The 12699-nt window shown below is 65.7% G+C and carries 15 protein-coding genes; 11 read left to right on the plus strand and 4 right to left on the minus strand.

The genetic code is table 11. The features are described from left to right. Positions 1-5: 5 nt before the first annotated feature. Genes NA2_RS09810 through rpsP form a run of 3 tightly spaced genes read left to right on the plus strand, consistent with a single transcriptional unit; the run spans position 6 to position 1316 of the window. Entirely contained in the window at positions 6-338 is a 333-nt protein-coding gene (locus NA2_RS09810) for a chorismate mutase (protein WP_008596532.1), read from the plus strand. Between the two features lie 3 nt (positions 339-341). Beyond that, a complete protein-coding gene (locus NA2_RS09815; protein ID WP_008596533.1) occupies positions 342-845 on the plus strand; it encodes a GNAT family N-acetyltransferase in 504 nt (167 codons plus the stop codon). A 24-nt stretch (positions 846-869) separates the two neighbouring features. Further along, positions 870-1316 carry a 30S ribosomal protein S16 gene (rpsP, locus tag NA2_RS09820; protein ID WP_008596534.1) on the plus strand — a complete coding sequence of 149 codons (447 nt, stop codon included), beginning with the start codon at positions 870-872 and terminating at the stop codon, positions 1314-1316. Between the two features lie 288 nt (positions 1317-1604). On the opposite strand, the gene NA2_RS09825 is transcribed toward rpsP, so the two are convergent. Beyond that, positions 1605-2639, minus strand: coding sequence for an aspartate-semialdehyde dehydrogenase (locus NA2_RS09825; RefSeq protein WP_008596535.1), 1035 nt, complete (start codon positions 2637-2639; stop codon positions 1605-1607). 374 nt (positions 2640-3013) lie between these two features. Here NA2_RS09825 and NA2_RS09830 point away from each other — a divergent pair, with 374 nt between their 5' ends. Together NA2_RS09830 and NA2_RS09835 are read left to right on the plus strand one after the other, a co-directional pair. Continuing rightward, positions 3014-3409, plus strand: a complete 396-nt coding sequence (locus tag NA2_RS09830) for a DUF6152 family protein (protein ID WP_040677408.1) — start codon at positions 3014-3016, stop codon at positions 3407-3409. 22 nt (positions 3410-3431) lie between these two features. Continuing rightward, a complete protein-coding gene (locus tag NA2_RS09835) occupies positions 3432-3884 on the plus strand; it encodes a hypothetical protein (protein ID WP_008596537.1) in 453 nt (150 codons plus the stop codon). 99 nt (positions 3885-3983) lie between these two features. On the opposite strand, the gene leuB is transcribed toward NA2_RS09835, so the two are convergent. Both leuB and leuD read right to left on the minus strand, forming a co-directional pair. Then, a complete protein-coding gene (leuB, locus tag NA2_RS09840; protein ID WP_008596538.1) occupies positions 3984-5093 on the minus strand; it encodes a 3-isopropylmalate dehydrogenase in 1110 nt (369 codons plus the stop codon). Positions 5094-5330: 237 nt separating this feature from the next. Then, positions 5331-5936 (minus strand): 3-isopropylmalate dehydratase small subunit, encoded by a 606-nt coding sequence (gene leuD / locus NA2_RS09845; protein ID WP_008596539.1) that lies wholly within the window; start codon positions 5934-5936, stop codon positions 5331-5333. A 116-nt stretch (positions 5937-6052) separates the two neighbouring features. Here leuD and NA2_RS09850 point away from each other — a divergent pair, with 116 nt between their 5' ends. The 3 genes from NA2_RS09850 to NA2_RS09860 all read left to right on the plus strand — a co-directional run bounded on the left by NA2_RS09850 (position 6053) and on the right by NA2_RS09860 (position 7603). Then, positions 6053-6943, plus strand: coding sequence for an HpcH/HpaI aldolase/citrate lyase family protein (locus NA2_RS09850; protein WP_008596540.1), 891 nt, complete (start codon positions 6053-6055; stop codon positions 6941-6943). Beyond that, positions 6940-7146, plus strand: coding sequence for a DUF1737 domain-containing protein (locus tag NA2_RS09855; RefSeq protein WP_008596541.1), 207 nt, complete (start codon positions 6940-6942; stop codon positions 7144-7146). Before NA2_RS09850 ends, NA2_RS09855 begins: the two co-directional genes overlap by 4 nt. 76 nt (positions 7147-7222) lie before the next feature. Further along, complete coding sequence (locus tag NA2_RS09860; protein ID WP_008596542.1) at positions 7223-7603, plus strand: DUF6693 family protein; 381 nt, start codon at positions 7223-7225, stop codon at positions 7601-7603. A 79-nt stretch (positions 7604-7682) separates the two neighbouring features. Here NA2_RS09860 and NA2_RS09865 read toward each other — a convergent pair whose 3' ends face one another. Beyond that, a complete protein-coding gene (locus NA2_RS09865) occupies positions 7683-8105 on the minus strand; it encodes a metallopeptidase family protein (protein ID WP_008596543.1) in 423 nt (140 codons plus the stop codon). Positions 8106-8300: 195 nt separating this feature from the next. Here NA2_RS09865 and ybgF point away from each other — a divergent pair, with 195 nt between their 5' ends. The 3 genes from ybgF to ftsH all read left to right on the plus strand — a co-directional run bounded on the left by ybgF (position 8301) and on the right by ftsH (position 12638). After that, positions 8301-9260: a tol-pal system protein YbgF gene (ybgF, locus tag NA2_RS09870; RefSeq protein ID WP_008596544.1), complete on the plus strand. Its 960-nt coding sequence runs from the start codon at positions 8301-8303 to the stop codon at positions 9258-9260. Next, positions 9254-10555, plus strand: coding sequence for a tRNA lysidine(34) synthetase TilS (gene tilS, locus NA2_RS09875; protein ID WP_008596545.1), 1302 nt, complete (start codon positions 9254-9256; stop codon positions 10553-10555). Before ybgF ends, tilS begins: the two co-directional genes overlap by 7 nt. Before the next feature lie 142 nt (positions 10556-10697). Then, complete coding sequence (gene ftsH / locus NA2_RS09880) at positions 10698-12638, plus strand: ATP-dependent zinc metalloprotease FtsH (protein ID WP_008596547.1); 1941 nt, start codon at positions 10698-10700, stop codon at positions 12636-12638. Positions 12639-12699 lie beyond the last annotated feature (61 nt).

Genomic DNA, 12699 nt, shown 5'->3' on the forward strand with positions numbered 1-12699 from the left:
GGGGCATGAGCGGCGATATGGATGCGGCAAGGGCACGGCTTCTGGAGCTGCGGGCGTCGATCGACAACATCGACGCGGCGCTGGTGCACATGCTCGCCGAGCGGTTCCGCTGCACGAAGGCCGTCGGCCACCTGAAGGCGACGCACGAACTGCCGCCGGCCGATCCCGAGCGCGAGCGCCAGCAGATCGCCCGCCTGCGCCGACTGGCCGACGACGCCCATCTCGATCCCGATTTCGCCGAGAAGTTCCTGAACTTCATCATTCACGAGGTGATTCGCCATCACGAGGCGATCGCCGAGGAGCACGGCAATGGCGCAACCCGGGAAGGAGACGCCTGAGCGATGACGCCGGTTCTCGAAAGCGAGCGCCTTATCCTGCGCGGCTGGAAGCCGGAGGATTTCTCCGCCTACGCGGCCTTTTGCGCGGATCCGGAGCGCACGCGCCATATCGGCGGGCCGCGCGACGCATTCCAGGCGTGGACCAGCTTCGCATCGATGCCCGGCGCATGGGCGCTCCACGGTTACGGCATGTTCGCCGTGCAGCCGAAGGACAGCGACGGCGTCGCCGGCCATGTGGGCCTGTGGCATCCGCCGCTGATCGACGAGCCGGAGCTCGCCTGGAGCCTCTATGAGGGTTTCGAGGGCAAGGGCTACGCGGTCGAGGCGGCGCGGCGCGTCCAGGTCTGGGCGGCCGAGATGCTGAACCTGCCGCCGCTCATGAGCTTTGTCCATCCGGACAATCTGGCCTCACAGGCCGTTGCCAAAAGACTGGGCGCCGAACCCATGTCTCCGACTGAACTGCGCGGCGAGCCGCGCTTGAGATTCCGGCACGTCGTGCCGGCTTGACGCCATCATCGAAAGGAAGAAACCATGGCACTGAAAATCCGTCTGGCCCGTGCGGGCTCCAAGAAGCGTCCCTATTACCACGTGGTGGTGGCCGATGTGCGCAGCCCGCGCGACGGCCGTTTCATCGAGAAGCTGGGTTCCTGGAACCCGATGCTGCCGAAGGACGGCGACCGCGTCGTCCTGAACGAGGAGCGCATCAAGCACTGGATCGCTAACGGCGCCCTGCCGACCGACCGCGTGCTGCGCTTCCTCGACCAGGCCGGCCTCGCCAAGCGCCCCGAGCGCAACAACCCGAACAAGGCCGAGCCGGGCAAGAAGGCCCAGGAGCGCCTTGCCGAAGCCAAGCAGGCCGAGGAAGACGCCAAGGCTGCCGCCGCCGAGGCCGAAGCCGCAGCAGCCGAGGCTGCCGCCGCTCCTGCTGAGGAGGCTCCGGCCGAGGAAGCTCCGGCTGCCGAGGAAGCCGCCAGCTAAGCGGTTCCGCGTATCTGGAATGCGAATGGCGGGCCGCGAGGTCCGCCATTTTTGTTTGGATCTGTGTTGGAAGGGCCGGCGCCTGCCCCTCATCTGCCTGCCGGCACCTTCTCCCCGCTTGCGGGGAGAAGGAGGATGACCGCAACGCTGGTGTCCCCCTCTCCCCGTTTACGGGGAGAGGGTAAGGGTGAGGGGCGAGCGCCAACCATCGAGAAGCGCCGCAGTCCAACAAAAAAGGCGGACCCGGGAGCCCGCCTTTTCATCGCTTTGATCGTGAACGCAGCCGCCTCAGGCAGCCTTCTTCTTCGGCTGGATCAGGCCGCGGGCGACGAGCAGCTCGGCGATCTGGATCGTGTTCAGCGCCGCGCCCTTGCGCAGATTGTCGGAGACCACCCACATGGCCAGACCGTTCTCGACCGTCGCGTCCTCGCGGATGCGGCTGATATAGGTGGCGTCCTCGCCGGCGCTCTCATAGGGCGTGACGTAGCCGCCGTCCTCCTGCTTGTCGATCACCTGGCAGCCGGGGGCCTCGCGCAGGATGTCGCGCGCCTCGTCCGGCGTCATCGGCTTCTCGAACTCGATGTTGACGGCCTCGGAGTGGCCGATGAAGACCGGCACGCGCACGCAGGTGGCCGTCAGCTTGATCTTCGGGTCGAGCATCTTCTTGGTCTCGGCGACCATCTTCCACTCTTCCTTGGTGAAGCCGTCCTCCATGAAGACGTCGATGTGCGGAATGACGTTGAAGGCGATGCGCTTGGTGAACTTGCTGGTCGAGATCGGATCGGCGACGAAGACGGCGCGCGTCTGCTCGAACAGTTCGTCCATGCCTTCCTTGCCGGCGCCGGAAACCGACTGATAGGTCGAGACCACCACGCGCTTGATCGTCGCCACGTCGTGCAGCGGCTTGAGCGCGACCACGAGCTGCGCGGTCGAGCAGTTCGGGTTGGCGATGATGTTCTTCCTGGTGAAGCCCGCCAGGTCGTCGGGATTGACCTCGGGGACGATCAGCGGGACGTCCTGGTCGTAGCGCCAGGCCGACGAATTGTCGATGACGACGCAGCCCTGCTTGCCGATCTTCGGGGAATATTCCTTCGAGACCGTGCCGCCGGCCGACATCAGGCAGATGTCCGTGTCGGAAAAGTCATAGGTTTCAAGCGCCTTGACCTTCAGAGTCTTGTCGCCATAGGAAACCTCCGTGCCGACCGAGCGGCGGGAGGCGAGCGCCACCACCTCGTCGGCGGGGAAGCCGCGTTCCTCGAGAATGTTGAGCATTTCGCGGCCGACATTCCCGGTGGCGCCGGCGACAGCTATCTTGAAACCCATCTGGTCTAACTCCTGTCCCTCTCCGCGTGGTTTTGAATGGAAACCCGCTTGGCCATGCGGGTATCTCCTCCCCGGCTTGGCCCGGGGAGAGAACGAGCAGCCAGGAGGATCAGACCGTTTTCGTGGTCGTTTTGGCCGTCGTTTTGGTAAAGCGGAAACCCGCGCCATCGTTCCCGACGGCGTTCGGCAGGCTCAGGGCATGGGGCGCTGTGGAAAAAGCGCGCATGTCGAGACGATCTCCGTTCACGCGCGCTGTTTTACGCCGAATCCGGGCGAAGTCAATGCGCCGGGCCGGTGCTCTCCGGAATGTGAGTTGACCTCGGCGGTCCCGGCCATAGGCTGGCGTATCGGCATCGGCAATCCTGGAGCGTGCCATGAAAAGCGGAATGCCAAGACGCGCCCGCAGCGGGGCGCCGTTCGTTGTCCTCGGGATCGCGCTGCTCGTCGCGCCCGCCCTGGCCCATCACGGGTGGTCATGGACGGATGACGGCCAGTTCAGGCTCGAGGGCACCATCAACGACATTTATATCGGAAACCCCCATGCCACGCTGGACGTGGATGTGGAGGGCGCGATCTGGCGGGTGGAACTGGCTCCACCCTCCCGCACCATCGCCGCCGGCTTCGACGAGGATGCGGCGGATCCCGGTGACGAGGTGGTCGCCATCGGCAACCGTTCGCGCGACGAGAGCGAGCGCCGCATGAAGGCCGCGCGCATCATCGTAAATGGCGCCACCTACGACGTCTATCCCGGACGGGCTCCGCCGGCATGACGGCGCGGCCCGACGGAGGGCGATGTTGGAGTTCCTGTCGGCGATAGAAGCGAGCGGGCCGGTGGAGGCGCTCAAGCGCTCTTTCTACGTCTATCCGCTGGTCAACGCCCTTCACATCCTGTCGATCGGCGCGCTGCTGACGGGGGTGTTCCTGATGGACCTGCGCCTTCTCGGATTCTTGTCCGGACAGCCATTCACACCCTTCGTGCGGCTGATGCGGCGCCTGGCCCTTGCCGCGTTTCCGGGCGCTGCCGTCACGGGTGCACTCATGTTCGGGGTGCGCGCGACGGACTATGTCGCCAATCCCGCCTTCCAGGCGAAGATGGCCCTCATCCTGCTGGCGGCGGCGAACGTGCTGGCGTTCCGCCAGCTTCCGGAGCCACGTGATGGCCCTGCGGGACGGGCGCTCGCAATCCTGTCGATCGCTCTCTGGCTCGCGGTGCTCGTTTGCGGGCGCTTTATCGGCTTCCTCTGACGCCTTCGTCCGGGCCGGCTTCGGCGCGGGCCTTGCCGGCATCATCAAGCTGGCGTTGCCGTGGGCGCCGGCTCGAAGCCCGCGCCCACCGGCCTCAATTCACGACAGCGCGCGGTACTTCGCCAAGACGGCGTCGCCCATGGCGCCGGTGCCGACCTCGGTGGCGCCGTCCGACATGATGTCCCTGGTCCGCAGCCCGTCGTCGAGGACGGCGGCGATCGCCTTCTCCAGCCGGTCGGCTTCCTCGACCATGTTGAACGAATAGCGCAGGCACATGGCGAAGGAGGCGATCATGGCGATCGGGTTGGCGATCCCCTTGCCGGAGATGTCGGGGGCGGAGCCGTGCACCGGCTCGTAGAGCGCGCGGCGGGTGCCGGTCTTGGCGTCGGGTGCGCCGAGCGATGCGGAGGGCAGCATGCCGAGCGAGCCGGTCAGCATCGCCGCCACGTCCGACAGCATGTCGCCGAACAGGTTGTCGGTGACGATGACGTCGAACTGCTTGGGCCAGCGCACGAGCTGCATGCCGCCGGCGTCGGCCAGCATGTGGGTCAGCTCGACATCGGAATATTTCGCCTTGTGCGTCTGGGCGACCACTTCCTTCCAGAGGACGCCCGACTTCATGACGTTGTGCTTTTCCATGGAGCAGACCTTGTTGCTCCTGGTGCGCGCCAGTTCGAAGGCGACGCCGGAAATCCGCTCGATCTCGAACGTGTCGTAGACCTGCGTGTCGATGCCGCGCTTCTGGCCGTTGCCGAGGTCGATGATCTCCTTCGGCTCGCCGAAATAGACGCCGCCGGTCAGCTCGCGGACGATGAGGATGTCGAGGCCCTCGACCACGTCGGGCTTGAGCGACGACGAGGCAGCGAGCGCCGGGTAGCAGATCGCCGGCCGCAGGTTGGCGAACAGCTCCATCTCCTTGCGCAGGCGCAGCAGGCCGGCCTCGGGACGCACCTCGTAGGGCACGCCGTCCCATTTCGGTCCGCCCACCGCACCGAACAGGGTCGCGTCGGCGGCCAGCGCCTTCGCCATGTCGGCGTCGGAGATCGACTGGCCATGCGCGTCATAGGCCGAACCACCGACAAGCCCTTCCTCGGTTTCGAAGCCGGCATTGAAGTCGGCGTTCATCATGCCGATGAGCTTCTTGACCTCGGCCATTGCCTCGGGGCCGATGCCGTCGCCGGGAAGAAGGAGAAGTTTGCGCGTTGCCATGGGATGCCTCTCGAAGGGAATTCGAGGCATTTGCTAATCCGATGCGCCGGATTCCGCAAGGCTGCTGCCGTACGAAGCGGTACGGTTGCGGTCGATCGGCTGACGTTCCGGCATGGATGCCCGGCTCGGGGCCGGGCATGACGAGAGGCGGAGTGATCGAGGCCGGCGGTGAGTCTATCTTCTTGTTTTTCCGCATTTATGCGGACGTCAGGTGATTCCACCTGACTGCAAAATGCTCTAGGCCCAGGGATGGCTTTCGGCGTACTTGTTCTCGAAAGTGTCGATCGACGGTCCCTTCTCGAGCGTCAGGCCGATGTCGTCGAGGCCGTTCAGCAGGCAATGGCGCTTGAAGGCGTCGATCTCGAACCTGACGACGCCGCCATCCGGGCCGCGGATTTCCTGCTCCTCGAGGTCGACCGTCAGCGTGGCGTTTGCGCCGCGCCGGGCGTCGTCCATCAGCATGTCCAGCTCTTCCTGGCTGACCTTGATGGGCAGGATGCCGTTCTTGAAGCAGTTGTTGTAGAAAATGTCGGCGAAGCTGGTGGAGATGACGCAGCGGATGCCGAAGTCGAGCAGCGCCCATGGCGCATGTTCGCGGCTCGAGCCGCAGCCGAAATTGTCGCCGGCGACAAGAATGCTCGCGTTGCGGTAGGCCGGCTTGTTGAGCACGAATTCCGCGTTCTCCGAGCCATCCTCATTGTAGCGCATCTCGGCGAAAAGCCCGGTGCCGAGGCCGGTGCGCTTGATCGTCTTCAGATAATCCTTCGGGATGATCATGTCGGTGTCGACATTGACGATGGGCAGGGGGGCGGCAACGCCCGTCAGCTTGGTGAACTTGTCCATGTGTCGCGGTCCGTCTCGTCTGCTCGGCCATTCTCTATGCGCTTCTCCTTACACAAGCCGGCGGACCAAAGCAAAGCTCTCTTGCGCGCCGGGCACGGCTGCGCCATGAAAAGGCCATGCAGGACACGACCTCCCCGCTCCGCCGTTCCGTTCTCTATGTGCCGGCCAGCAACGACAAGGCGCTGGCCAAATGCGCCTCGCTCGCCTGCGACACGGTGATCTTCGACCTGGAGGATGCGGTCGCTCCCGAGCGGAAGCCGGCGGCGCGCGAACGATTGCGGGAATTCCTGGCGGGGGACGGACGGCCGGGCTGCGAAGTCGTCGTGCGGATCAATGCGCTCGGCAGCGAATGGGGAACCGAGGACCTGCTGGCGGCGCGCGCCGTGAAGCCCGACGGGATCCTCCTGCCGAAGGTCAACGGGCCGCGCGACATTCTCGACGCCGACGCGGCGCTCGACGAGATGGATGCACCACGCAGCGTGAAGCTCTGGGCGATGATCGAGACGGCGCGGGCGGTGCTCAATCTGGGGCCGATCGCCGAGCTTGGACAGAACCCGGCCGCCCGCCTCGCCTGCCTGGTGGCCGGCACCAACGATCTCGCCAGGGAAACGGGCATGTCCCTCGCGCCGGAGCGGGGCTACATGACGCCGTTCCTGCTGCAGATGGTGATGGCCGGCCGGGCCGGTAGCCTCGGCGTGATCGACGGCGTTGCCAACGACTTTCGCGATCTCGAAGCCTTCGGGCGGGCCTGCCAGGACGCGCGGGCGATGGGTTTCGACGGCAAGACGCTGATCCATCCGGCGCAGATCGGGCCGGCCAACGCCGCCTTCGCGCCGCAGCCCACCGAAGTGGCGGAGGCGCGAGCCATCGTCGCCGCCTTCGCCTTGCCGGAGAACCGGGAGCGCGGCGCGATCTCCCTGGAGGGCAGGATGGTCGAACGCCTGCATCTGGACATGGCGCAAACCCTGCTTGCCCGCGCGCGGGCCATCGAGGAGAAACAGCAATGAGGCTTTATCGGTTTCTGACCGGACCGGACGATTCGAGCTTTTGCCACAAGGTGACGGCGGCCCTGAACAAGGGCTGGCTGCTGCACGGCTCGCCGACCTACACCTTCGATTCGTTGGCAGGCGTCATGCGCTGCGGACAGGCCGTCTACAAGGAGGTCGAGGGCGCCGACTACACGCCGGAGACGAAACTCGGCGACTGGTAGCTGCGCCGTGTCGTTTCCAGTTGCATCAACCTGAGATTGTTGTTTCAATCCCTCCATGCAATTGGGGGATTGCGAAATGACAACCATCAGCATCGTGAACAACGGTCAGGCGGAGCGCCCTTCGGGTGACGGCGTCAGACTGCGCTGCGAATACTCCATCATGGAAGCGATCGGCTATCTGGTGATATGGGTGGTCGTTTCCATCCTGACGCTCGGCATCGGCGCCTTCTTCGCCATCTACTATTTCTACAAGGCGATCATCAACAAGACCTATGTGATCAACCGCGAGGGTCACCAGCTCGCCAGGCTGGAATGCGACCTCAACCTCGCCGAGGTCATCGGCCATGTGATCCTCTGGATCATCATCACCATCGTGACGCTGGGGATCGGACTTCTGTTCTACGTGTTCAGGACGCTCCGGCTGTGCATGAACAAGACCCGGATGGTGCGGCTCTGAGCGTCCGCCAGACCCGTTTGGCGATCCATTGAAACGCTGAACGGGCCTATCGCACTGCTTTTCCGCGCCTGTGCGGCCGTCAGGCGACGGTGTCCTCAATGCGCGCCATGTCGTCGTCCGACAGGCCGAAGTGATGGCCGACCTCGTGGATCAGCACGTGGGTGACGATGTCGCCCAGCGTCTCCTCGTTCTCGGCCCAGTAATCCAGGATCGCGCGGCGATAGAGGGTGATACGGTTCGGCCCCTCGCCCGTCGCGGGGTTCCAGCGCTCGGCGATGCCGCGCCCCTCGAACAGGCCGAGCAGGTCGAACGGCGTTTCCAGCGCCAGATCGTCCATGATCTCCTCCGTCGGGAACTCGGCGATCTGGATGATGATCTCGCCGGTCAGCTCGCGGAAATCCCCGGGCAGGTTCGCATAGGCCTCCAGCGCCAGGAGTTCCATTTCCTCGATCGACGGAGAGAGCTGGTCCTGCCAGGCGCGTGTCTGATAGATGCGTGCCATTCCATATCCTTTGAGGCGCCATATAGCGGGTTCCTCGCCAGCTTTCGAGGGGTAACTCGCACGGAATGCTTATGCGGGTTCGCGCCCAAATCAAAATTTGGCCGAAGTCTCGCGCCCTGATAAAGAGCAACTGGGGTAACAATGGCCCCGATCTCTTATTGCGAAAGCGAGTCGGGAATGTTTTTTCGAATGCTATTGGGCGGTGTTCTGGCACTGCCACTTGTCTTCGCCGGGCCATCGGTGGCCCGGGATCTGGAGCTGTCGCCGGGTGACGGCCTGCTGCGGCCACAGCATGCCGTGCTGAAGCCGGCGCTGCAGGACCGCGGGCATGTCGTGCTGGCGCAGGCTGCCGATCCCAGGGTGCTGGGCCTCGAGGAAGAATTGCGCCAGCTCAACGGCCGCGTGGAGGAGCTGAACTTCCAGATCCTGCAGATGCAGGACCAGCTCCGGCGGATGATGGAAGACAATGAATTCCGCTTCCAGGAGCTGGAGAAGCAGGGCGGCGGCGCGGCGGGAGCCGACACGCCGCAGCAGAGGTCCGAAGCGCCGCGTCCGCCGTCGGGCGCGGCCGGCGGAACGGATCAGACGGCAGGCGCAGACACCGCCCCCACAAGGGGCGAGCCGCCGCAGACGCTCGGCAGTGTCCGTTTCGACGCCAATGGCAACATCATCGGTGGAGAGGCCGGCGCGCCGGTTGATCTTATTCAACCCGGCCAACCCAGCCAACCCGGTGCTTCGCAGGGAAGCGACGTTGCGGCCCTGCCTTCGGCGGATACGCCGGAGGAACTCTACCGGAACTCCTACGAGTTCATTCTGTCCGGCGACTACAAGACGGCGGAAGCGGGCTTCCGCGATCATATCGAGCGCTTTCCCGCCGACGGACGGACGGCGGACGCGCATTTCTGGCTCGGCGAAGCGCTGCTCGGGCAGGATCGCTACCGCGACGCGGCCGAGGTCTTCCTGCGCGCCAGCCGCGACTACCCCAATGCCAAGAAGGCGCCGGACATGCTGCTGAAGCTCGGCATCTCGCTCGCGGCAATGAACCAGCGCGACGTGGCCTGCGTCACCTATCGTGAAATCGGCCAGAAATACCCCAATGCCTCCGGCTCGCTGCAAGAGCGGGTCAAGCAGGAACAGGCGCTCGCCGGTTGCTGACACCGGTGATGCAGCCGGACGCGTTTTTCAGCCGCTATTCGCTGGACAGACACAAGCATCTGGTCGCAGCGGTTTCCGGCGGCGGCGATTCCCTCGCCCTTCTCCTTCTTCTCAGCAGTTTTCTTTCCAGCCGCCCGCATGCGCCCCGGCTGACGGCGGTGACCGTGGATCATGGCCTGCGCCCCGAAGCGGCGGCCGAGGCGCGTTTCGTGGCCGATTTCTGCAGGATGCGCGGGATCGCGCACCGCATCATGGTCTGGCGCGGGCAAAAGCCCTCGACCGGGATTTCCGAGGCGTCGCGGACGGCACGGATGGCGCTCCTGGCGGAAGCGGCCCGGGATCTCGGCGCCGATGTCGTCTTCACCGGGCACACGCGCGACGACCAGGCCGAAACCGTGTTCATGCGCGGCGCGCGCGGAAACGGCCGGGGCGCGGCAGGCATCGCGCCCGCTGCGCTCCATGAAGGCGCGACATGGTTCGTGCGGCCGCTCCTGTCCGCGCGGCGCACGGCGCTGCGGGCCTTCCTCGCCGCCGAGGGCGTCGGTTGGATCGACGATCCGAGCAACGACAATCCCGCCTATGAACGCGTCCGCGCGCGGCAGGCGCTGAGCGCCGACGCGGTGGAGGATCTGGCGGTCCGGGCCGACACCGCCGCGCGGGAGCGCATCGCGCTCGGCGAACGGGCGGCCGGTCTGATCGAGGCGCATCTGCGCCGCGCCGCGCCGGGCCTCTACCGGGTGGATGGCGGCCTGTTCACGGGCGAGGACGAGACCGCCGCGCTCTATGCGTTCCGCCTGGCGGCGGCGATGGCCGGCGGCACCGCGCAACTGGCCGGCGCGGCGGCGGCGGAACAGGCATTCGCGGCCGCGCGGAGCGGATTTTGCGCCACGTTGTCGCGGGCTGTGTTCGATGTCCGCCGGGCGGGCATCCACCTCCATCGCGAGCGGCGCAACCTGCCGGCGGTTGAAGCGGGAAGCTTTCCGTTTCTCTGGGATGGACGCTACTGGATCGAGACCGCAGCGGGAACCAGGATCGCCGCGTTTGGAAGCGAGGCGCGGGCGGCGGTGGCCGAAGGGGCCGACGGCTTGCCGCAGGATCTTGTTTTTGCTGGACAATCGACCGAACCGGCGGACTGGCGGGACGGTCGGCTGCTGGGGGCTGCGACGGGTCTCGGCGGGATGCCCGCCCGGCGTGTGTCCGCCCCCTGGGCGCGGCTCCTGCCGTCCTTCGACATGGCGCCGGCAAATGCCCTCACCCGCCTCGCCCTCGGCAAAACCGTTATGGATGCGCCATGACCCGAACACAATCGGCGCAGAGGCTTAACCTAAAGGCGAGCTGGCCCGGCGGCTCGGCTTGGCAAGAATGCACCGGCTCCCTATGTTAAGCTGAAACACTGAAACGGATTGTCGCCATCTGTGGCGCGTATGCGGGAACTCCATGAATCCGAATTACAGAAATTTCGCGCTGTGGGCGATCATCGCCGTGTTGCTGATCGCGCTGTTCAACCTGTTCCAGGCTCCCCAGCAGCGTGGCGCGACGCGTGACATCGCCTATTCGCAGTTCCTCCAGGAACTGTCTTCGGGCGGCATTGAGTCGGTGACCATCACGGGCAACCGCATCACGGGCACCTATACGGGCAACCGCACGCCGTTCCAGACCTACTCGCCGGGCGATCCGTCGCTGGTGCAGCGGCTCGAGGAGCGCGGCGTGACGATCAAGGCCCAGCCGGAGAGCGACGGCTCGAACTCCTTCCTCGGCTACCTGATCTCCTGGCTGCCGATGATCCTGATCCTCGGCGTGTGGATCTTCTTCATGCGCCAGATGCAGTCGGGTTCCGGCCGCGCGATGGGCTTCGGCAAGTCGAAGGCCAAGCTTCTGACCGAGGCGCATGGCCGCGTCACCTTCCAGGACGTGGCGGGCGTGGACGAGGCCAAGGAAGACCTTGAGGAGATCGTCGAGTTCCTGCGCGATCCGCAGAAGTTCCAGCGGCTGGGCGGCAAGATCCCGCGCGGCGTGCTGCTCGTCGGCCCTCCCGGAACCGGCAAGACGCTTCTGGCGCGCTCCGTGGCGGGCGAAGCCAACGTGCCGTTCTTCACCATCTCAGGCTCGGACTTTGTCGAGATGTTCGTCGGCGTCGGCGCGTCGCGTGTGCGCGACATGTTCGAGCAGGCGAAGAAGAACGCGCCCTGCATCATCTTCATCGACGAAATCGACGCCGTCGGACGCCATCGCGGCGCCGGTCTCGGCGGCGGCAATGACGAGCGCGAGCAGACGCTGAACCAGCTTCTGGTCGAGATGGACGGCTTCGAGGCCAATGAAGGCATCATCCTGATCGCCGCCACCAACCGTCCGGACGTGCTGGACCCGGCGCTGCTGCGTCCGGGCCGTTTCGACCGCCAGGTGGTGGTGCCGAACCCGGACGTCGCCGGCCGCGAGAAGATCCTGAAGGTGCATGTGCGCAACGTGCCGCTGGCGCCGAATGTCGACCTTAAGGTGGTGGCCCGCGGCACACCGGGCTTTTCCGGCGCCGACCTCGCCAATCTGGTGAACGAGGCCGCCCTGATGGCGGCGCGGCGCAACAAGCGCCTGGTCACCATGCAGGAATTCGAGGACGCCAAGGACAAGGTCATGATGGGTGCCGAGCGCCGCTCGCACGCGATGACCCAGGAAGAGAAGGAACTGACCGCCTATCACGAGGCCGGACACGCCATCGTTGCGATGATGGTGCCGAAGGCCGACCCGGTGCACAAGGCGACCATCATTCCGCGCGGCCGCGCGCTCGGCATGGTGATGCAGCTTCCCGAGGGCGACCGCTACTCGATGAGCTACAAGTGGATGATCTCCCGCCTCGCCATCATGATGGGCGGGCGCGTCGCCGAGGAACTGAAGTTCGGCAAGGAGAACATCACCTCCGGCGCGTCGTCCGACATCGAGCAGGCGACCAAGCTCGCCCGCGCGATGGTGACGCAGTGGGGCTTCTCCGACGAGCTCGGCCAGGTGGCCTATGGCGAGAACCAGGAAGAGGTCTTCCTCGGCCATTCGGTCGCCCGCCAGCAGAACATGTCGCAGGAGACGCAGCAGAAGATCGACAGCGAGGTCCGCCGTCTGATCGACGAGGCCTACGCCACCGCGCGGGCCATCCTGACCAAGCAGAAGAAGGGCTGGGTGGCGATCGCCGAGGGGCTGCTCGAATACGAGACGCTTTCCGGCGATGAAATCCAGGCGCTGCTGCGCGGCGAGAAGCCGGCCCGGGACATGGGCGACGACACGCCGCCTTCGCGCGGTTCGGCGGTGCCGAAAGCCGGCGCGCGCAAGCCCGGACGCAAGAAGGACGGCGAGGAGCCGGAGGGTGGAATGGAGCCGCAGCCCCAGGGCTGACAGAGCTTAGCGCCCTGTTTCCATCACATCGCGTGAAACCGCCGTGAACATGGTTCGCGGC

It is taken from the genome of Nitratireductor pacificus pht-3B, from assembly GCF_000300335.1.
Taxonomy (GTDB): domain Bacteria; phylum Pseudomonadota; class Alphaproteobacteria; order Rhizobiales; family Rhizobiaceae; genus Nitratireductor; species Nitratireductor pacificus.

What these genes read in the sequence shown, in the direction of transcription:
- NA2_RS09810 (WP_008596532.1), top strand. Translation starts at nt 6, where the DNA reads ATGAGCGGCGATATGGATGCGGCAAGGGCACGGCTTCTGGAGCTGCGG.
- NA2_RS09815 (WP_008596533.1), top strand. Translation starts at nt 342, where the DNA reads ATGACGCCGGTTCTCGAAAGCGAGCGCCTTATCCTGCGCGGCTGGAAG.
- rpsP (WP_008596534.1), top strand. Translation starts at nt 870, where the DNA reads ATGGCACTGAAAATCCGTCTGGCCCGTGCGGGCTCCAAGAAGCGTCCC.
- NA2_RS09825 (WP_008596535.1), bottom strand. Translation starts at nt 2,639, where the DNA reads ATGGGTTTCAAGATAGCTGTCGCCGGCGCCACCGGGAATGTCGGCCGC.
- NA2_RS09830 (WP_040677408.1), top strand. Translation starts at nt 3,014, where the DNA reads ATGAAAAGCGGAATGCCAAGACGCGCCCGCAGCGGGGCGCCGTTCGTT.
- NA2_RS09835 (WP_008596537.1), top strand. Translation starts at nt 3,432, where the DNA reads ATGTTGGAGTTCCTGTCGGCGATAGAAGCGAGCGGGCCGGTGGAGGCG.
- leuB (WP_008596538.1), bottom strand. Translation starts at nt 5,093, where the DNA reads ATGGCAACGCGCAAACTTCTCCTTCTTCCCGGCGACGGCATCGGCCCC.
- leuD (WP_008596539.1), bottom strand. Translation starts at nt 5,936, where the DNA reads ATGGACAAGTTCACCAAGCTGACGGGCGTTGCCGCCCCCCTGCCCATC.
- NA2_RS09850 (WP_008596540.1), top strand. Translation starts at nt 6,053, where the DNA reads ATGCAGGACACGACCTCCCCGCTCCGCCGTTCCGTTCTCTATGTGCCG.
- NA2_RS09855 (WP_008596541.1), top strand. Translation starts at nt 6,940, where the DNA reads ATGAGGCTTTATCGGTTTCTGACCGGACCGGACGATTCGAGCTTTTGC.
- NA2_RS09860 (WP_008596542.1), top strand. Translation starts at nt 7,223, where the DNA reads ATGACAACCATCAGCATCGTGAACAACGGTCAGGCGGAGCGCCCTTCG.
- NA2_RS09865 (WP_008596543.1), bottom strand. Translation starts at nt 8,105, where the DNA reads ATGGCACGCATCTATCAGACACGCGCCTGGCAGGACCAGCTCTCTCCG.
- ftsH (WP_008596547.1), top strand. Translation starts at nt 10,698, where the DNA reads ATGAATCCGAATTACAGAAATTTCGCGCTGTGGGCGATCATCGCCGTG.